Below are 19,199 nucleotides of genomic sequence, written 5' to 3' on the forward strand. Positions count from 1 at the left end.
CCTGGCACGGGCTTGCGCGCGCAGTGCGGCATCGCTTGCCAACATGAAAATTTAAGCCTACCTGACGGCAGCCGCCTTAAACCTTAAGCAGCTCGCGGCCACTGTTCTTGCATTTGTTCTCCCTTCGATTGTCGCTTGTAGTCCGGTGATCGTCATCAATCTGCTGCCCGCGGAGCCGTCGATTGCGTCCTGCGCGATCTCGCGGTCGAGCAGGGCCAGGTCTTCCACCAGCCGATCAAGCTCACGGACGTGCCGATCGATGGCCGCTCGTTCATCGTCCGGCAACAATTGAGCGGCCAACCACGCCCGCCCGCGGCCGCTGAAAAGATCAGCATGCGGGCACTTCGGTATCAGGTGCGCGTGCAGGATCGAATGCACTTCGTTCTTGAGCCGCGTGCGATCCCGCACGACCAGGTAGCGTCGCGCCACCGGCCTGCGCTTGCGTTCGGTCTTCACGTCATGCGTCCAGATTTGCGGCAGGTACCCCGCCGCCTGCAGACTGGTAAACGTGCCGGCATCGATCTTGTTGGTCTTGACGTGAGCCTGGGCGATCGCCTTCATCTGCAACGAATTGGCGATGATCACCCGCCCACGAATGGTGCCATAAGCCGCGACACCGCCATGCTAATCCGGGCCGCCTCGATCACCACTTCATCGGTCGACCGCAGACTCTTGCCTATTCTTCAAGGTCGGCCCAGGTCATGTCGACCTGGCCCGCATGTCGAAGGATGCCGTGTTCCTACCACGCCGCCGAAGGTTCAGTGAACATCAGTACCAATCACGCGTCGTATCTGCGCGTCCCCCCCTTCCGTTGATTATAGTGGGAGCGGCGGGCGACACGACAACTACGGATTCGTGCTCGGCGCAACCGGGCGATTCGCAGAGGCGGCCAGCTACTAACACGTGCTCTCGGCTCAGTGTGTATCGGCCTGCCCGCACTCGTGTTCCCGGAGACTCTGTCCCGGTGGTCGCACCATACGCCACGGTGAAGAACACCGCAGCAGAACGTTGGCACCGAGAATTCTCATACCGGTTACTAACCCAATCGAACGCCTCAACGATGAGATCAAGCGGCGGACCGAGGTGGTCAGCATCTTCCCCAACGAGGATGCCATCGCCCCCCTCATCGGAGCAACCCCCGGGGAAGTGAGGTGCAGACGCCCATTTCAAGCTTGTTGGGAAATCGTATTTGAGTTGCGGATCGCACGAAGGCGCCTCCTGAAGCGCTGTGCGGCTGAAATGCGCCCGGAGAACGGTTCGGTCCAGTTCCTCGCAGCTGGCGCCGCGCGGTGCTGATCGCGATCGGTATCGATTCGGCAGCCTCCCGCAAGGTGCCCGCGGTTGAGCTTGCCAACGGGAGCGCAGGCGCGATCTCGCTAGTCTCCAAGCTGGCAAACGATTGCAAGTGGGGACCACCGATTATCTGCACCACTCCTTGCGCAATTGGCAGGAGTCACGCATTTGGCACCCCCGGACGAGACTCTCGCGCAGCGAGCGCCTCGACCAGGTTCATCCAATGCCGATACCATAGATCAGGGCGTCATCGCTGAAATCGTAATTCGGGTGGTCCAAGGCCTCCCGTCGAGCCCTTGCCAAGAAGACTGAAAGCGCCGGAGCCACGACTCAAGCATCTAGGAAACTTCTAAAGTGTTTAAATGTAGAATGCGGGCATGGAGATTGACCGGTTTGGCATTAAGCGTATCCCGGTTTTGGCCACCGTTTACGAGTTCGACCTCCTCGTGAAGTGGCAGCGCGGTCATGCGGCTAAGCCGCTGCATCGATCACACCGTCACAGCGGCGGCGTTGCAGAGTTTGGTCGATCCCGCGGAACGCCAATCGGCTAAACTCACCCCTTGTCTCCGTGACGAAGTTAAACGACGACGTCGACAATGTCCATGATTCTTTCTTCACCATTCTTTGGCCGCCGAGTCTATCTCTTCCGGTAGCTGAAAACATTATAAAGAGTCCGGGTAGCGGCGCCACTCGCTGCCTCGCGCTGCAAAACTTCAAGAACTTGCAATAGTGTGCAGATTTGTGCCCAGGTTATGAATCACGCACGATAGAGGGTGTGTGGTGTACTGCTGAGTATTTCCGCACCGCGGTCTGTTACCAGGACGTGCTCGCTGCATCCAAACAAATAGCCTCCTTCACTGAACAGAATAATCGGGATGTGGAAGGTCATACCGACCCGGAGCATGTCGGCGGCACCTGGCTCTAAGCTGAGGTTACCGCGTTCCGTCCAATGGATGCCGGTTTGGTACCCGGTTCGGTGCCGAAAGACCCGCGGACGCCGAGATCGAGCGATCGCGTTCCGAGCGGCCGCGTCCACCTCGTTCGCGGTTACACCCGGCCTGATAGCGGTGATCGCAGCCTCGAGGGCCTTCACCGACAAGGTATGCAAGGATTCTGTCTCTGGATGCCGACCAAGAACAACGCTTCGGACCAACCCTGCGGCATACCCGTGTTTCACGCCGCCAATTTCTATCATGGCAGGTTCGTCCTTTCGGATCTGATGAGGTATCGCACTGCCATGGGGAACCTTAGTTCGCTCACCGAATACCAGGGTAGAAGATCGCCAAAGCTCACCGCCCGCTTTGCTCACTTCTTCGAGGATGGCCGCATACACTTCCGTCTCGGTGACTTCTTCGCGCACCGATTTCTGGAAGGTGCGCACGGCAAGATCGGTTAGCGCCATCGCTTCGCGCATCATCTTGAGCTCCAACTCGCTTTTCACCGCCGCCACCGACGCGACCAGACGAGTCGCATCGACGATTTTCAAGCCGGGAAGTAGAATCTGAAGTGCACTTACATCGGCTGGCGCCACGTTCCAGCAACCGAGCTCAAAACCTACCCTGCGGGCTTGCAGTCCAAGCCGCCTGAGGAGATCGGCACACACGTTGGCAAACTCGTGCTCGTGGGTGTATGGGACGATCTCTTCTACGCATCCCTCCGCGCGAACTGCATCAACGTCGTACTCTCGGACTACAAATGTCGGCGCCCGCCCCGGCACGAGAATCAGCGCGAAGGGCGCGAAGTAACCACCAAACCCGTGGTATCCGGTGAGATACCTGAGGTGCCCGTGGGCAGTGACTAAGAGTGCATCGAGTTCTGCGCAGTCGACCGCCTGAAGCACCTGCTGCTGTCGACGCTTGTACTCAGATCTCGGAAATGGAACGCCGGCCCGACGACTTGCTGAGAACGCGGCAATGACCATAAATTCGCTCCATTAATCTCGGTGGCATCAGACCTACGCTTGGAATGGTTCTCGCAGGCAAAGGTTCGAACCAGTTGAGCGGGCAGAGCCTGATTTCTGTGCAGTTTCGTGCGCAGTTCACTCGATCAGCAATGATGCAATCCTAAGCAGCGATATCAACTGTCAACTTTGGCAGTTCCAACGCTCAACGTTTCCAAAGGACGGTGCAAACAGATGATTCTTGATGAGATCAGAACGAAGGCACACTTAGATGGTTCAGGCCGCCGGAGGCGTCCCTGTGAAGGACAAATTGGATTTTCGAGTAAACGACAAGAAGTCAGCTTGTATGGCGGACTACTTTCGTTGGTCGCGGAGCGAGGGTCGGTGATGACTGCCGCCGCCGTATGCGATTTATCATCGCGTCCCTGGCGAGCGCTCGCGACTGCATAGCGAACTGGGGCATCACAGAGGTCCTTTCGAGGTGCGACGACAATATGTCTTGATGATTGTTGCAGCGCTCAACCGTATCCGTGGTGTCCATCATCTTGCGCTTCCCTGGAGCCAAGGCGCGAAGGCACGGCGTACGGCTGATCGCTAAGCCACTTCGATCGGCGCATACTGCTTACCCATTTAGCCTCTTCGCCATGTAGACGAATCCCGACAGAAAACGTATCGCGGTGCTTACAGCATGCAACGCCGAAGCTGTTCTCGAGGGTGCACGATGGTCTACGAGAACGCCGAGGTGAGTGCCTCTCGGGTAAGACCGCATGTTCGTCTCCTGATGAGGTGGCTCGCCCTACCTGCGCGTCCGTGGCTTGCGCGGGCGGACCGAGCCGATCCTCAGGAGAACTAGCCGTGGCAGATTATAAGCAAGCATTCGTCAGAATCGATATGGCCAAGCCGAGAGACGCAGTCGCGATAGCGGACGCAGGCCGGGAGGAAGAGGATCGCGGCGCGGCCGATCCAAGCGCCCGTCGCAACACCGATTGTTCTCACGGCAACAATTCGTCAAGCGCCTCTGCCGGCGTTTTCCAGCCCATAGTTCTTTCTCGGTCAGGATCGAGGGACGCGGCCACGGCGGCGATCTAGCCGGCGCTGTCAACGCTTATGTCGGTGCCTTTCGGGAAGTACTGACGCAGCAGTCCATTGGTGTTCTCGTTGATGCCACGCTGCCGTGGCTTTGTGATCGCAGAAGTATACTTGGACACTCGCGTCGATTTTGAGGTAATCATGCTGAGCCATTGCGGCTCCCCGATCCTAAGTCAGCGAACGATGCAAACTCTTCGGGCAAGGTGGTTATGGTGCGCGTAATCGCGTCGCGCACGGCCTCAGCTCCGTATCCTGCGAGACGATTCTTCATGCGCGGAGCTTCGCCATGTCCTGCAAGCCGGCGAAGATGCAGCAACATCGTGAAGCGTGTCGTACGCTCAATCGCGTGCCGATCTTCGAGTTGCCAAGACCAAGGATGAGGTCTCCCTCCCAGTGCCCCGGCACTCCGCGATCGACCGCTTAGCCGGGCAGTTGACTGATCATAATCTCTGGCGAGGCAAAGCTCTTGGCTCGCCAGCGTGCGCGCACCCTGGGAACCTGCAACACGCGCCGCTTCGCAAGCAGGCGTAGCGCACCCCGACCTTGAACGAGTCGGGCTTGAATGGCTACGTGGCTGGTGCGCGTCTTGTCGTCTCGGCAATGGTCGGGCAATCTGCTCCGGCTCCAAGCCCTGCCCCATTGCCGATCCATTCGCGGGCCAAGCCGAGGGCCCCTCCATGGAACCGAGGGCCAGGAACGGCAGCCCCACTGGGGTCATGACTACGCCGGCCGGCCGCTGCTACACATAACTGAGCAAGTTGCCTTGAGCGCAAGCTTGGGCCGACGGGCCGTTTGCTCTGCATGCGAGTGGGCTGTCGATGCACGATACTCCAGGCCACCGCTGCGCGTCGCGGCATTGCGTCGTAGCTGTCGGGAGATGGTCGAGGCGGACGGCCATGATCTCGCGTCTCGAAAGGCCCTACACACGAAGCAGTGCGATCTCCTCACGCTTCGCAAATGAAAGATACCAGCAGGATGGCGGCTCGGTCGAATATCTGAACATCGCAGGTGCCATGCCGCCCGCCTGTCGGAGCAATCTGGTTCTGACAGGCTACGAGATACCAGCCGTCAACGAAGCATCCTCGCTTGTCATTGTCTGGGCGATCCCCAACCAGAATCGCTGGAGTTCAATTCGTCCCTCTACTAGTGGCCGTCCCAGTGACGGCAGCGGCGCTCGTCCAGACGATGTGATCGCCGCTTTCGAACGTCCATCCGCGAGCTCCTTCGTTCAGGTGTCACGACGACCGTTTGAATCCGCCCATGACGCCTCACAGGGCTATCATCGGGACTTATCAGCCGCCAATATCACCGGGTCAATGAGCCGCAAAGCCGACTGCTTTGCGTCAATCCGCTAACGAGAAGCAAAGTTCACGCCGCTAGTCTGCTCATCGTCTCTCCTGATTCGCGGGACAATCTTGCCCGCCGTCAGGCAGAAACTCCACTTATTGCCCTGTCGAGATTTCCGGAGCCGCTCTGATGTCGACAGCCCACGGAAAAGAGCTCAGCAGCTTCCGCTTCCGAACCAGCCGCGACAACTTGTGGCCTTTTGCGCGCAAACGGACCACTCAAGTTTGCCTCGTTTCTGACAGTGCACCAGCCTGTCGGTTGGAAGCATTGTCGCATTTTGCTGCGCCCGACGCTTTCTCTAGAGAAACTCCGAAGTGTGACATTATTGAAAGCGATGGCACGATCGTTGCTATCGGGATTGAAGGCGATACCGAGGAGGCAGAGAGCTTAGCGCTGCTCCTGCCTATGAAAGAAAAACGAGCATGCCATAAAACTTTGGCAATCGGTCTTAGTGAGTCATAGTATGCGTCACCGAGACAAATGCCTCTTGGCAAGGGGCGAGTCGAGAGTCTGGCTCCCAACGCTGACATTAGACGCACTGGCCGAGATGGGTCAGAAAGTCGCGACCAGTTTGCCAGCATACCAAGCCGATATCACCAGCCGGCTGCAGGCTGGGCTCAGGAGGCGGTCAAAGCATCGTCAGCCGATTGGCAGTTGGGCTATGACGCGGGTCGAGGTGCGAGTGAACCATCTCTGGTAACCTGAGTGACAAGTGCTCAAAGCTGTGAGTCGAACTCGATTCCTGGACAAATGCAGATGGTCGCCATTCATTTCTTTCAATGACCACGTCGACCGGCCGCAGCAAGTCGACTCGCCTTTTTGAGGAGCAGGAACATCAAGATGAGCGACCCCATCCAATTCTGGAATGATCGGGCCGAGCAATTTGCTAGGAGTGCCCTCGACCCGAATTCCTTTTCTGCTCGACGAGCTGCTCTGGTTGCCGAACTCGTATCCCGTCATGTGTCAGCCGGTCGAATGCTGGATATCGGGTGCGGAGCAGGGCAGCTGTGCTTTCATCTTGCGAGACGCGGATTTGATGTACACGGAGCTGATTTGTCTTCTCTACAAATCAGAATGGCGGTCCAAGCCGCGCGCGGAGTCCTCGATCGTCCGGAAGAACGGTTCCGGGTGTGCGCACCTCAATCTGTGCCGTTTGGAGGACGCTTCGATCTCATTGCCGCGATCGGCGTCTTGCCATATGTCGAGGATCACTCTGCTTTTATCCAGCGCTCGCTGTCCTTACTGAAGCCGACCGGCCTATTCGTTGTTTCGTGCACGAATCCGCGAAGCCTCTTTACGTTCACGGCGATAACTAGGCATGCGCTGTCGTTTCGGCCGGATCGGGCCTGGTTTTCGGTGCTTGCAAACTTGGTACGAACGGGACTTTTATCCGGTAGTTGCGTCGATTTCCGAACGGCCCGTCAGTGCCGGAGCGCGGCTGCGTTGGATCAGTTGTGTTACCAGTTGGGGTTAACAATAGAGGGAGAATTGGACCTGTATAATATCGATTGTGGTTTGCTCGATCGATCTCCTCTCGCTAGGGGATCTTTTGGTCGAAGGCTGTCCCGACATCTCGGGTGGACGCACATTGGCGCATATCGATTAAGTGAACGCAAGCATCCCCTAAACTGAAAATGTACATTCTGTTTACAGGAATATAGATCAGGAAGTTACGGCCGAGAGATCCTAGCGGTAGTAGGCAAGACCCGCTCACCCTCACTGCAGCCGCCTCAAGCTCCTCAAGCTGAACCTCCTCCGAATTGATGGACCTCCAGTAGGACACGGAGAGCCACGAGGTGTCGGAAGGAGGTATGTCCATCGCCACAGTCCGTTTACAGGCGGCAGGGCCAGCGCCGCCGCAAGCAATGCATTGATCTCCGCACACTGTGAACATAGAGTATAGCGCGACATATGTGTAACGGCCGCGCGGGCAAGTGCTTTTTTGCCATTTCGTCCTCGGGGAACGGTGCGGTCATGTGTCCGGCCCTTCAGCGCGGTCGTGGACCGCTGGCGTTGATGAAATTCGCGATGCGAGGGCTGATCAATCTGACGCGCTAAGCATATTGTAGCGCCGGCCTCTCTCGCCTCGGGATTTCGTCCCGTGGGGTCATCGTCTAGTTATGCACCTCGCCTTTGTCCGGCTACGCGCCGGGCAATCTGTTCTGGTCGTCAGGCCCGTGCTGCGCCGCTTGCCGCGCCAGTAGTTCGATAGCTCCTGCTCCTGGTGAGGAGCGCCAAGATGACCCTGAGCTATCGCTGAAAGTTGGTGACGGCGAGAATCGGGAGGGCGGCATATCGTGGGGGTGCTTGACGCCTCCACTTCTCCACCGAAGGAGCGATATGCTTGTCTCCAAAGATAACATCATCAAGCTGATTCAGCTAGGAAAGGTCGACGACCGAATCACCGAGATCTTGCGCAATGGGGCGGATACTTTGTTGGGCTAGGCGGTCGAGGCCGAGGTCGCGCACTTTCTCGGCAAGCATACCGATTTGAAGACCGCGGACGGCAACCAGCGGGTCGTGCGCCACAGTCACCTGCCGGAACGCGAGGTGATGACGGTCCGGTCACCGTCCGCCGGCCGCGTGTACGCGATCGCAAGGCGCTCGCTACCGATCCCAACCGTATCCGGTTCTCTCCGTCGATTCTGCCAACCTACATGCGCCGCTCAAAATCGATCGAGACGCTGCTGCCGATCTTTACCTGAAGGGTATCTCCACCGGCGACTTCTCCGAGGCCCTGGCGGCGCTGCTCGGCAAGGATGCTGCCGGCTGTCGGCATCTGCCATCGGCCATCTGAAGGACGGTTGGCTTGACGAACACACCGCGTGGCAGAGGGGCGATCTGTCGGCGAAGCACTGCGTCTACATCTGGGCCGATGGCATCCATCTCCAAGCACGCCTCGACCGATCTGATGGCCGCCGGGCGCGGATGCGCACGAAACAAGCATGCAGTGGAACGGCGCCTTGGCCGCTGCCCAGGCCGCCTCGACCAGCATAGCGCGCGCGTGACTGCGGCCGATCTTACTGATGCGACCCTGACGGGGCCGCTCCCAGTCCCGACTGCCGCAACCGATCGCCGCCACGATCCCGGCGCAGATTGATGACGATCACCGGCGTGAATCTGGCAGTCGCCGTGCTGACCGCGGAGTCGTCGATTGCGTCCTGCGTGATCTCGCGGTCGAGCAGGGCTAGGTCTTCCACCAGCCGATCAAGCCCACGGACGTGCCGATCGATGGCCGCTCGTTCATCGTCCGGCAACAATTGAGCGGCCAACCACGCCCGCCCGCGGCCGCTGAAAAGGTCAGCATGCGGGCACTTCGGTATCAGGTGCGCGTGCAGGATCGAATGCACTTCGTTCTTGAGCCGCGTGCGATCCCGCACGACCAGGTAGCGTCGCGCCACCGGCCTGCGCTTGCGTTCGGTCTTCACGTCATGCGTCCAGATTTGCGGCAGGTACCCCGCCGCCTGCAGACTGGTAAACGTGCCGGCATCGATCTTGTTGGTCTTGACGTGAGCCTGGGCGATCGCCTTCATCTGCAACGAATTGGCGATGATCACCCGCCCACGAATGGTGCCATAAGCCGCGACACCGCCATGCTAATCCGGGCCGCCTCGATCACCACTTCATCGGTCCACCGCAGACTCTTGCCTATTCTTCAAGGCCGGCCCCGGGACATATTCGAGGCAGACCTTCGCAAGATCCTCGGCGTTGAACTGTCCGTTAACAAACCCGGCTTGCACGTCCTCTTTCAGACCACGTATAATTGGGTCCCTTGTAAAGGTGCCGACGTTCGCGATGGTCATGCGATCTTCCTATCGAGTTGGACAGTGTGGCTGCAGATACCGACTTTGGTAAGTGTTCATCCCTGGGCAGGGAGTATCCGACTCCTTTAACCGGCCTCAAGCGAGAGATAGTGGCGCACAAGAACGCACACTAGCAGAAGTAATGATCACTCAGGATTCAGCTCGGCCCTCAGCCTGTTTCCAAACGCTTAAAGAGATGGAGCTGCTGAGATCGAGCAGGTCCTCACCTAAAGCCTGTCGATGTTCCGGATGAGACGAATTGGAACGCTCGCCTCATCCTGGCCTTCATCGGATACTCTGTTACACCGTATCGCTGCGCACTCAGCTCGGTCAGCTCCATTTCGGAGCGCTGGCAACGAATATCGGCCCCCTTGGACAGTCGACGTACTGGCGTCGGCACGATATCGCAGCGACCAGCGATGCGGAACGCGCAGCGCTCGAAAAAACTGCAGGCTTTCCCGCGCCCCTCATTGGCTAGCGCGGAACCAGCTTCCCTTAGCACCGCTCCGCCGATTCCATCGAGCCAACCTTGGCGCAGTTCGGGCACCGAGGAATAGAGGAGGTCCGAATAGGGATGCATCGGAGCTGGCGCAGAGCGCTCCGGCTGCCGTACTCCATGATCTGGCTCGCGTAGAGGATCATCAGACGTCGCATACGGCTTTGACAGTGGAGAGGTCATGGCTGATACACAAGTAGGCGACGCCCAGTTCGCGCTGCAATTCGGCAGAGATCGAGGATGGCCGCGCTGGCCAATGTGTCGAGTGCAGAGGTTACCTCGTCGCATACGATGACTGAAGCTCGACAGCGAGCGCACGTCCTGCCCGCCCGAGAGCTCGCTTGGAAAGCGCTCGGCCATCCTTGCAGGCTGGCGGACCATGTCCAGGAGTTCGCAACGCGCCGGTTCCGCTTGTCACCGGAAAGGGAGTGGTAGGACTCGAGCGCGCGACGGAGTATGCGGCTGATGCCCTTCCGGGTTGAACGCGGTGTCTGCCATCTGGGACATGAGCTGAATGCGGCGCAGCTGATCACGCGAGCGCTCCGCAGCCATGCGCGGCAGCTTCGCGCCATCGAGCAGAATCTCGCCGACACGCAGGCGGAAGAAGCTCAGCGACGACGCGCAAGCGTGCCCTTGCCGCATCCAGATTCCCCGACGACACCAAGCGTCGTTCCGGCCATAATAGTAAATGCGACATCGCGCAGCACCGGGAAGGAGGGGACGCCATCGCGATCGGCGACACCGTAGCCAGCAACAACAGTCCTGACCTCCAGCACCGGCGGGGCGGAAGTCCCCTGCGAGGGCTTGCTCATCGTCAATCGATCGTGCGGTTCGCCGGCTGCAATGAGGCTCTTCGTTTACTCGTTCTTCGGCTCTGAAGGATACGCCTGGTCGAGTCGACCTCGCGGATGACGCCGTCGCGCAGCACGATGATCCGATCGGCCATCTGCGCGACGACGGCAAGATCGTGCGAAACGTGGATGGCGGTTTTACCACGCTCCCTGATCGCCTTTTTTGACGATTCGGAGCACCTCAATCTGCGTCGTGACGTCGAACGCCGTACTCGGCTCGTCGAAGATGACGAGCTTCGGATCATTAACGAGCGCCATTGCGGCGAGCAGGCGCTGCAGCTGACCGCCCGAGACTTGGTGAGGCTAGGCCGTCACCAATATGCTCGTGATTGGGCAACACGAGCTCACGGAATAGCGAGAGCGCCTTCGCTTCGGCCTCAACAATCGGCACTACCTGAGATCTGCGAGCTCTCGATCACCTGTTTCAAAAGTAAATGCGCGGGACTACACGAAGAGGCGGCGCTCTGCGGCATAGGCGACGTCGCGACCGCGAAGAGATGAGAGTTCACGCTGAACGAGGTCACGTCGGTCAAGGGAGACGTGGCCACTGGCAATCTTGGTGCCCGTACGGGCATAGCCCATCAGTGACAGCGCGATCGTGGTCTTGCCGGAACCAGTTTAACCGATCAAGGCAACGACTTCACCCGGTGTACCTCGAAGCTTACGTCCTGGACGATTGCGGATTCGCGCCCGCGATCATCGCGCGTAGTCATGCGTAGGCTATCGACTCTTACAATGCGGCGATCGCTCAATGTTTTCCGCTCGAGGGCCAACGGCCCGGCAAATTATCGATAAGGAGATTCACCCCAACGTGAGATTCGCAATCGCAACTGCCGGCATGACGACTGCGAGCGCTCCTTCGGAGAGACCACCGATACTTTCATGAATGAGCGAGCCTCAGTCGGCATTGAGCGGCTGAATTCCGAGACCTAGAAACGAGAAGCTCGACAGGAGCAGTACCGCAAATACAAAGTGGACACCAAAGTCGATCAGGACACGGCCCCATGATATTTGGCAAAATCGCCTCCCGCATGACGTATGCGGCATTCTCTCCCCGAGCGCAGGCAACCTCGACGAAATCGAGCGCGTTCACATTGATCGCAAGCGCACGCCTAATGCGGAAGGCACCAGGGGTGAAGATCACGATGGTGCCGATCAGTACTGGGATTGAGGAGCCGAGTGCGGCAACAACCACGAGCGCCGATATCTTGCTCTGGATTGAAATAAGTGCATCGAAGAAGCGGCTCAGCACCATGTCGACAGATCCGCGTGAGACCGCCGCCAGCATGCCAAGCGTACCACCCAATACGATAGCAAACAAGGATGCAGCCGCCGCGACTCCGATCGAGTAGCGCGCGCCGACGAGGATGCGACTGAGCACATCGGGACCAAGATGATCCCCCCGAGCGGCAACGTCCAGCTGGTCGGCCTGAACATGTCACTGTCGACAAGCCAACCCCGATCGTGCGGGGTGATGTAGGGCCCAATTACCGCAACCACCACCCAGAAGATCACGATAACGATGCCAACGATGGCAGCAATGGGCAAACGTACCCGGCGCCGCCGCAGGTCCGGCGTTCCAATAATCGCGCGCGTCTGATCAACGCTCATCGATGACGAAGCCTTGGGTTCGAGAGGATGCCGGCAATGTCAGCCAGCATCATCAGGAAGAGATAGGCTGAGCAGAAACTCATTACACGGGCTTGAGTGAGGGGCATGTCACGAGTCGACACCGCGTCGACCAAAAGGCGGGCAAGACCCAGATAGTTGAAGATGAGTTCGACGATTATCGTCCGCTTAAAAGGTGTGAGAGGCTGAGCGCTACCTCGTTGGCGATTGGGCCGACTGCGTTCGGTAGGACATGACAGAGCACGACGCACGTCGGCCCGGCGCCCTTGAGCACAACCATTTCCACATAGGGCGAGCGCAGCGCGTCAATCACGGCATCGCGTGTCATACGCATCATCTGCGCAATCATCACGCAAGACAGCGTCAAGAAAGGGAGTGCGAAGCGGCGGGAGAATCGGTCGAGCGGGGTCGAACCCGGCACCATCCGACAGCGCCGGAAACCGGCGCAGACTCACCGCGAAGACGATCACTGCAAGTGTGGCAAATGAAGAACTCGGGCACGGAGACAATCGACATTGTTAGCAGATTCGCAGCACGGTGAACAGAGTACCGCGCCAAATTGCGCAGAGGATGCCGAGCGTGAGTGCGAACGGCAAGCAGACTGCGGTGGTCACCGTTGCGAGCATCGGAGAGTTGGGCAACCGGTTCGCGATGATCGCAGCGATCGGTAGGCCGTTGGCGAGAGAGCGGCCGGGGTCGCCCGAGAGCAGCCGGCCGAGCCTTTCGAAGTAGCGCACATATGCAGGCTGATCAAGGTGCAGCGTGTCGCGTATGCCTGCGACCGGCTCAGGCGTCGCACCCTGTCCAAGCACCGCCTGGGCAACATCGCTCGGCAGGATCTCGGTGCCAACGAAGACCACAAGATACAAACAGGAGCGTCAAGATCGCGGTCGCGGTCCTGCTTGCAATGAGCAGCATCAGAACACTATTCAAAATCGCTCTTGCGAAATTGCTGCTCACCCTCTCACGGAGCGCCTCATCCGATGCCATCGAGACGCTCACTGCTCGACGCAAACGCTCTCGGCGAAGTTGTAGCCCATCAGAGGTCCGAGCGAGATCGGTCGCAGCCCTTTAACATTGGCCTCATGTGCATCGAAATAGCTGCGGAACACCGGAATGCAAATCCCCGAGCTCTCATGCACAAGGCGCTGCATCTCCCCGTACATCTCCCGCTTAGAGACATCGGCCTCGCCGCGGGCCTGCTGCAAGAGTTGATCGAAACGTTGATTGCGCCATCCACTCTCGTTCCAAGGCGCCTTCGAGTGGAGGTGGAGGCTGAAAACGAGATCGGCGGCGAAGGAGACCGCTGAAAAACACCAGACGTTTCATCCAGTAGTTCGCAAAGTATCCATCCATCGGCACCTGCTGCAGGTCGAAGTTTAGCCCGGATCTGGCGCGCAGAATCCTGCAGCAGCGCCATATCGGTCGCGGCGACCTCCTCGATGGCTGCGGCTAGAACGTGCGCGCTGGAGGCGAGCTTTGGATCCATAAGGCGCCTAAACGAAGAGACGACGTCAGCAGAGGTAAGCGGCGAACCATCGTGGAACCGCACATCTCGGCGCAACTTGATATTCCACCTAGTTGCACCGCCACTCTGCGCGATCTCTTCGGCGAGATCCAGTTGCGGACTCAGAATCTCGTCAATCCGCCTCAACCCATTGAAGAACATCGCGACGGGCAAGAGGTCCTTGGCAGTTGTCGCCCTCGCCGGTCGAGTGTTTCAGCGTTCGAGTTCGTATGCGATGCGACCTCGATTTTGCCTTCGCCACGCGGCGTCTGCGCGTGAGCAGCCTCAGCGAGCGTTGCGACTTTACCGGCCGTGGCCGCCCTCAAGCCGCTACCGATGAGGCACCTCATCACTCGGCGACGCGACGCCCCGTGCCTGAACGTCTCAACAAGAGGCGACGCCATCCCGGGCAACTCAAGCTTGTTCAATTCAGACTTCGACATCGTGCGACCGCCTGTCCCCGCCCTGCTCAGAACTATTAACCGACAGATATTGGCCACTCCGTCTCTTTCCGATCAAAGATCGCAGCGACTGACGCAGATCTACACATTATGCGATTTTCGGCGCAGATTTTGCTCTTTTCTGCGTTGAAATGCAGCATTTCATCGACCACATCCTGGTCCTAACGTTCGGCAAGGAAGGGAAATGGTACTTTCAAAGCTGCAATCGGCGTTCACGATCATCCCGGCTCTGATGATCACTGTCGAGCGAGAAGACCTAACGGTTCGTGTTCGCCCGGTGAGCAATTCTCGGCACGTGTCGAGCGATGCGATCTCAAACGCTTTCGCTTGCGGCACACCGCACAGCGTTGAGAAACTGCAAACTGCGATTACTAACCTCGACGCACCGCAATAACTTATCTCATAGGGTGTTCAGGGCGGCACAACCGCCCACCGCCGTTTCTTGTGTTCGCTCGTACTGATAAGAACGCCATTAGGACGATCGAGGCACCGGGCCGTCCCTCCGAGTTGGCATCTAGTGGCGTGACGAACGAATGTAATAAATCGGGCTCCGATATCGTTTCAACAACTTCGCGCGGGTGCCCCTTTCGGAGACACGTGGTTGAGGGCAGGACGTGCGACCACTGCAGATTTGATCGGCGCGCCGTGATGTCTAGCTGCGATCCTGGGTGCGCGAATTGCGATCCGAAGCCCTCTAGCGGCCTAGGAGCGCGTGCGCTGTTGGTCCTGCGAATGGCACGGGGTCCTTTGGCGACATCGATTCCGTTTGCCTCTCTCTAAAACTCGCGCCCGGCTTGCCAGTGTTGCCAGGCCATCTGGGCCACGGCTCCCATTCCCCGCAGCGGCTCTGGAGGAATCCATTTCGGGCCACTCAACTTCATGCGGTCCGCCAGCAGAGACGATTGAGATTCACATGCCAGTTCCGCCAAGAGTTTTCCATGAATGCTTCCTCGCAAGACGCCCGCGCCCTGACATCCAGCCGAAACAAACAAACCTCGCCTCAACTCCCCAAAATAATTCTCGCGGTTCGAGGTAATACCGACACCGCCGCCCCAAACGTGCTCGAACTCATAGGAGGGCATCGTTGGATATCGATTCCGATACAGGCTGGACAAAAGCGAACGAACCTTGTCAATGCTCGTCTCGCGCTCGTAAGAGTGACCACTGCGAATGAGGATGCGCCGCTTCCATTTTCTCATGGTTGTTCCCATGGCGGTAGGCGGGAGTATCGCCCACTCAGGCAAACGACCCAAAAGGTCGAGTTCAGTATCGTCCAACTCGGGAGTTAGCGCTCCATAAGTATGGACCACGACCATTCGATAGAGCGCGATATCCAGTGACCTGGCGTGCGCGTTGTTCGCCACGAAGACCTTCTCGCCGACGAAATTTCCGCGCTTTGTCACCACCTGAAAGAGACCGCTCCCCTCAATTGCCTCAGCTGCCGTGCGTTCCAACAACGTGACATTGGCGGGAAGCGTGTCGGCGAGTCCGCGAATGAGCGCAGCGGGCTGAATCAGGGCGTGAGTAAAGCCCTCGCAGCCGTATTCATAGTAGCGCGTACCGATAAGCACAAGAAGGTCTTCGCGGTCTCGCTCCCGATAGCGGAGAGCTCGCTTGGTTAATGAAGCGAGCGATGTGCGCACTTTATCCACTCCTTGTTTGGTGGCGGCGGCCACAATTCGAGGTGCATCCTCGATCCAATCGCACCGGATGTCGTTGTTCTTCACGACATCTCGCAGCCAATCGAGCCCTGCAAGAACAATTCGCGACTTTCGAGCTGCATCCTCCTCGGCCGAACCGAAAGCATTGGCGCGCGGTTGGATGACTGTCGGAGCCAAGATGCCTGAGTTCCGCCCCGACAATCCCTCGCCGATTTCGGCGGCATCGAGCACAAGAATCTCCTTGGTCGGCTGCAACTCGGCAAATCGGCGAGCAATGGCGAGGCCAGTAAAGCCCGCCCCAACAACAATTGCGTCATATTTCCGTTTGGAAGGCGCTTCCACGCGAACGGCCCGCGCGGGCAGCAGCGCGTTCCAGCCACAGGCAACAGAATAGTGAGGAGTGCTTCGCGATTTCATGGGTTCCAGTCTCCAAGATAAGGAACATGATCGATTGGCCAGGCTCACTCGAACGTTCCAAAGTCAATAATCAAGAACATCGCAGAGCGCACACCAGAGTGTCACCTCATAGGTGTAGGAGGTGGTAATATTCGCATTTGTGGCGTGGACGCAGAAAGTCTGCATTCAAGGGGCACTGGGGAACCCGTCTTCTGCGTTGTAGTGCTTTGGTTCCAAGTGGGATTATTCAGGTTCCGCCGTACATTCGTTGGTCAAATGGCCGACACCGACCACTCGTATCAGTATTAACCAACTGGTGGAGGCACGTGGGATCCTCAATGGACCCAGGACGTAATAGCACCGTAGTCATCGACCAGGCCCACATCATAGCTCTGGGTGCGTTGATGACTGCACCGCGCAGTAATGGCAGACAGCGATGGAGTTGTTCTGCGGCAGCAATGGGACAAGCCGAGGCGTCATGTCAAAAGGCCCGCCCGGCGTATCGCACGAGCGATTGTGAGGCTTGGCATTCTTACGCAAAAAGCACCGATTTTCTGCTCTAAGGCGCCTGGGGCTATTTCGCCGCAGTCACTACGATCTCGACGCTGTATTGCGATCCTGCAAGTTTCGCTTCTACAGTCGCTCGCGCCGGCGGTATCGTCCTTCGATTTCCAGGTATCCCAGACAGCGTCCCATCTCTCTAAGGTATTTATATCCGCAATGTATATCGTCGCTCACAACAGCTTCCATTCGCTAGTACCCGCCATGGCGAGCCGGCTATCGATGATCGACATTATCTCCTGGGTCTGTCTGCTCACGCTCTCGCCGGCGGCATCTTTCCCGACGACGCCTGCAAGATAAACAGTCTCGCCGTGCACGACAACCCGGCTCTTACACGGGCCGGCTTCAAAACGCTCGATCGTCATTGTCGCTCTTCAGAATTGAATGGAGGACCACGCAGGGGCGATGTGAAGAAGACTAGCATTGCTCTTATCGAGCTGGCCGCTCTCTTCAGAAATGGAAGGGGATGCATGCAGAGCTCAGCGGCGCGTGCCCGCTTCACTTCTAGTCGACTCTGGGCCATCTCAGCTCTATGGCTGGCTGTGAGATCGTCGTTTATGCCAAGACGCGCCTATTAGCCGCGGTACGATCAAGGTGCTTTCGGGCCTCACGTAATACCAGTCAACAACACATGCAATTCTTTTCCATCTTCTGGGAGTAGGGACCTGGTCGACCGGTAGCCCTTGCCATTTACGTCCCCTGATCTCAGAAAGTTCCTTGTCTTCCTGGTTGGTATTGGCCCAAAGCGAGGTAAATTCATCGATGGAGAAGTCAACGCCTTCCTGCGCATCCTTGTGAACGAACATCTTCCAAGTGACGACTGTCTCTTCAGTCGATTTTGGCAACGCACCGAACGTCATGACGTGGTCACTAAGCGCGTGAGCAAAGCCATTCGCTTGGACGGTCTAGCGGTAGTCGCCGAGGTCGCCCCCTCTGTCTCGCAAAGCAATTTGCGGACGCTGGGCTCTCCATCGTAAGCAAGATGCAGCCATCCTCGCGCGACATCAACGGCGCCAGTTCGTGCGCGCTAAACGGTGGCAACTCGCCCGTGTGCTTATCGACTTGCAGCACACAGGTATGCGTCGCGCATCCTTGCGACAGGCTCGACGTACCGATGTCCATGGTCAGCGCGTTCGGGTATTACCGTGCTTCTCGAACGGCTTACCGTCGTCCCATTCTAATGGGTCGAACCACGCTCCGGTCGAAATCTTCACCACACCGGCACGGATGCGGTGCGACACGCGGGCCCGCGAGGCAGGTGCCGCGATCGTTGAACACGCGCACGACGTCAGCTTCCTCGATGCCTCGCGCTAAGGCATCTTCGCACGAGGATCAGCACAGGCTCGCGGCCGTGTCTCTTGTTCGCTTTGCTAATTGCACTGTGATCTAACTGGCTGTGCAGCTTGGTAAAGGATTGGTCCGAGATCATGTGCAATGGAAACTTCTCGACCTTCGCCAAGCCAAGCCACTCCGCCGGCTCTATCCATGTCGGGTGGCCGGGGCAGTCGTCGTAGCGGAAGGACGCAATCGTCTCACGGAAGATCTCAATGCGCCCGCTTCGTTTCCAGCGGATTTGCCACCGGATCCGCGCGGTAGCCCGCAAACATTACGTGTGATGACTCTCCCTTGAGCAGATCAAGCATTCCCAATTTCAGGAAAGACTCGAAGTCATGGAATTCGAGGCGCGGATGTTTATGGCGGAACTGCTCGTAGAGCTCGCGCTTTCATTGCACTTCGGACTTGCCCTCGGTGAACGCGAGCTTCGTGCCGAGCCGTTCAGATAGTGCGCAATACACTTCAAAGTCATTTCGTGCTTCGCCGACGGCATCAATCACCCTGCCCATCGCCACGGCGTGGCGTTCATGTGCCGAAAGGCCGATGTCCTCGCGTTCCAGAGTGGTCGTGATCGGAAACACGATGTCCGCGGTCTTCGTGGCAGGCGTCCAAAATTGCTCGTTGACGATAATCGCTTTTCGCGCTTCCGCCAGACGCGCAGCAGCCGGTTCAGGTCCTGATGATGGTGGAACGGATTCCCGCCTACCCAGTAGATGAGCTGGATGTCCGGCTATTTCAGCTTCCGACCGTTGTAGTCGAAGGTGCAGCAGCATGTCGGCGATACGAGCGACCGGAATGAAAGACTTGATGGGATTCGCGCCTTAGGGCCAACTGGGCCGCGAAACGCGTGGGCTCACGTTGCCAACCGAG

Annotated in this window: 8 protein-coding genes and 10 pseudogenes; 4 read left to right on the forward strand and 14 right to left on the reverse strand. The window is 58.3% G+C overall.

Annotated elements, in window-relative coordinates; genetic code table 11:
• Window positions 1–57: 57 nt before the first annotated feature.
• Window positions 58–585 carry a hypothetical protein gene (locus NLM27_RS26065; protein WP_254146034.1) on the reverse strand — a complete coding sequence of 176 codons (528 nt, stop codon included), beginning with the start codon at window positions 583–585 and terminating at the stop codon, window positions 58–60.
• A gap of 450 nt (window positions 586–1,035) precedes the next feature.
• Between NLM27_RS26065 and NLM27_RS26070 the strand changes: the two are divergent.
• A pseudogene (locus tag NLM27_RS26070) lies at window positions 1,036–1,134 on the forward strand (transposase); the annotation flags it as partial.
• A 916-nt stretch (window positions 1,135–2,050) separates the two neighbouring features.
• Here the strand turns inward: NLM27_RS26070 and NLM27_RS26075 are convergent.
• Window positions 2,051–3,214, reverse strand: a complete 1,164-nt coding sequence (locus NLM27_RS26075) for a Xaa-Pro peptidase family protein (RefSeq protein WP_254146035.1) — start codon at window positions 3,212–3,214, stop codon at window positions 2,051–2,053.
• A gap of 971 nt (window positions 3,215–4,185) precedes the next feature.
• A pseudogene (locus NLM27_RS26080) lies at window positions 4,186–5,474 on the reverse strand (IS30 family transposase).
• A gap of 284 nt (window positions 5,475–5,758) precedes the next feature.
• On the opposite strand from NLM27_RS26080, the gene NLM27_RS26085 reads away from it, so the two are divergent.
• From NLM27_RS26085 to NLM27_RS26090, 3 genes and pseudogenes are all read left to right on the forward strand, one after another.
• Complete coding sequence (locus tag NLM27_RS26085; RefSeq protein WP_254146036.1) at window positions 5,759–6,091, forward strand: hypothetical protein; 333 nt, start codon at window positions 5,759–5,761, stop codon at window positions 6,089–6,091.
• A 378-nt stretch (window positions 6,092–6,469) separates the two neighbouring features.
• Entirely contained in the window at window positions 6,470–7,261 is a 792-nt protein-coding gene (locus NLM27_RS44070) for a class I SAM-dependent methyltransferase (RefSeq protein ID WP_375142274.1), read from the forward strand.
• Between the two features lie 708 nt (window positions 7,262–7,969).
• A pseudogene (locus tag NLM27_RS26090) lies at window positions 7,970–8,533 on the forward strand (transposase); the annotation flags it as partial.
• An 11-nt stretch (window positions 8,534–8,544) separates the two neighbouring features.
• Here the strand turns inward: NLM27_RS26090 and NLM27_RS26095 are convergent.
• The 11 genes and pseudogenes from NLM27_RS26095 to NLM27_RS26145 form a co-directional block, all read right to left on the reverse strand.
• Window positions 8,545–9,281: pseudogene (locus tag NLM27_RS26095) on the reverse strand (transposase); the annotation flags it as partial.
• Complete coding sequence (locus NLM27_RS26100) at window positions 9,253–9,432, reverse strand: hypothetical protein (protein WP_254146037.1); 180 nt, start codon at window positions 9,430–9,432, stop codon at window positions 9,253–9,255. The pseudogene NLM27_RS26095 and the gene NLM27_RS26100, both read right to left, overlap by 29 nt.
• 223 nt (window positions 9,433–9,655) lie before the next feature.
• Window positions 9,656–11,492 (reverse strand): annotated as a pseudogene (locus tag NLM27_RS44075) (ABC transporter ATP-binding protein).
• 35 nt (window positions 11,493–11,527) lie between these two features.
• Window positions 11,528–12,390, reverse strand: a pseudogene (locus NLM27_RS44080) (ABC transporter permease).
• Window positions 12,387–13,341 (reverse strand): annotated as a pseudogene (locus NLM27_RS26125) (ABC transporter permease). The pseudogenes NLM27_RS44080 and NLM27_RS26125 overlap by 4 nt, the downstream one beginning before the upstream one ends.
• A gap of 65 nt (window positions 13,342–13,406) precedes the next feature.
• The gene (locus tag NLM27_RS26130) at window positions 13,407–13,616 is read right to left on the reverse strand and encodes a hypothetical protein (RefSeq protein ID WP_254146041.1); all 210 of its coding nucleotides are present in this window, start codon (window positions 13,614–13,616) and stop codon (window positions 13,407–13,409) included.
• Window positions 13,617–13,840: 224 nt separating this feature from the next.
• Window positions 13,841–14,077 (reverse strand): annotated as a pseudogene (locus NLM27_RS44085) (ABC transporter substrate-binding protein); the annotation flags it as partial.
• 1,075 nt (window positions 14,078–15,152) lie between these two features.
• Window positions 15,153–16,454 (reverse strand): FAD-binding oxidoreductase, encoded by a 1,302-nt coding sequence (locus tag NLM27_RS26135; protein ID WP_254146042.1) that lies wholly within the window; start codon window positions 16,452–16,454, stop codon window positions 15,153–15,155.
• A 553-nt stretch (window positions 16,455–17,007) separates the two neighbouring features.
• A pseudogene (locus tag NLM27_RS26140) lies at window positions 17,008–17,359 on the reverse strand (RidA family protein).
• A gap of 165 nt (window positions 17,360–17,524) precedes the next feature.
• Window positions 17,525–17,863: pseudogene (locus tag NLM27_RS44090) on the reverse strand (hypothetical protein); the annotation flags it as partial.
• Between the two features lie 855 nt (window positions 17,864–18,718).
• Complete coding sequence (locus NLM27_RS26145) at window positions 18,719–19,102, reverse strand: molybdopterin-dependent oxidoreductase (RefSeq protein WP_254146043.1); 384 nt, start codon at window positions 19,100–19,102, stop codon at window positions 18,719–18,721.
• Between the last annotated feature and the right edge of the window lie 97 nt (window positions 19,103–19,199).

It is taken from the genome of Bradyrhizobium sp. CCGB12 (genome assembly GCF_024199845.1).
Classification (GTDB): domain Bacteria; phylum Pseudomonadota; class Alphaproteobacteria; order Rhizobiales; family Xanthobacteraceae; genus Bradyrhizobium.

Coding starts and splice junctions, on each gene's coding strand:
- NLM27_RS26085 (WP_254146036.1), top strand. CDS start 5,759: ATGTCGACAGCCCACGGAAAAGAGCTCAGCAGCTTCCGCTTCCGAACC.
- NLM27_RS26075 (WP_254146035.1), bottom strand. CDS start 3,214: ATGGTCATTGCCGCGTTCTCAGCAAGTCGTCGGGCCGGCGTTCCATTT.
- NLM27_RS26145 (WP_254146043.1), bottom strand. CDS start 19,102: ATGCTGCTGCACCTTCGACTACAACGGTCGGAAGCTGAAATAGCCGGA.
- NLM27_RS26100 (WP_254146037.1), bottom strand. CDS start 9,432: ATGACCATCGCGAACGTCGGCACCTTTACAAGGGACCCAATTATACGT.
- NLM27_RS26135 (WP_254146042.1), bottom strand. CDS start 16,454: ATGAAATCGCGAAGCACTCCTCACTATTCTGTTGCCTGTGGCTGGAAC.
- NLM27_RS44070 (WP_375142274.1), top strand. CDS start 6,470: ATGAGCGACCCCATCCAATTCTGGAATGATCGGGCCGAGCAATTTGCT.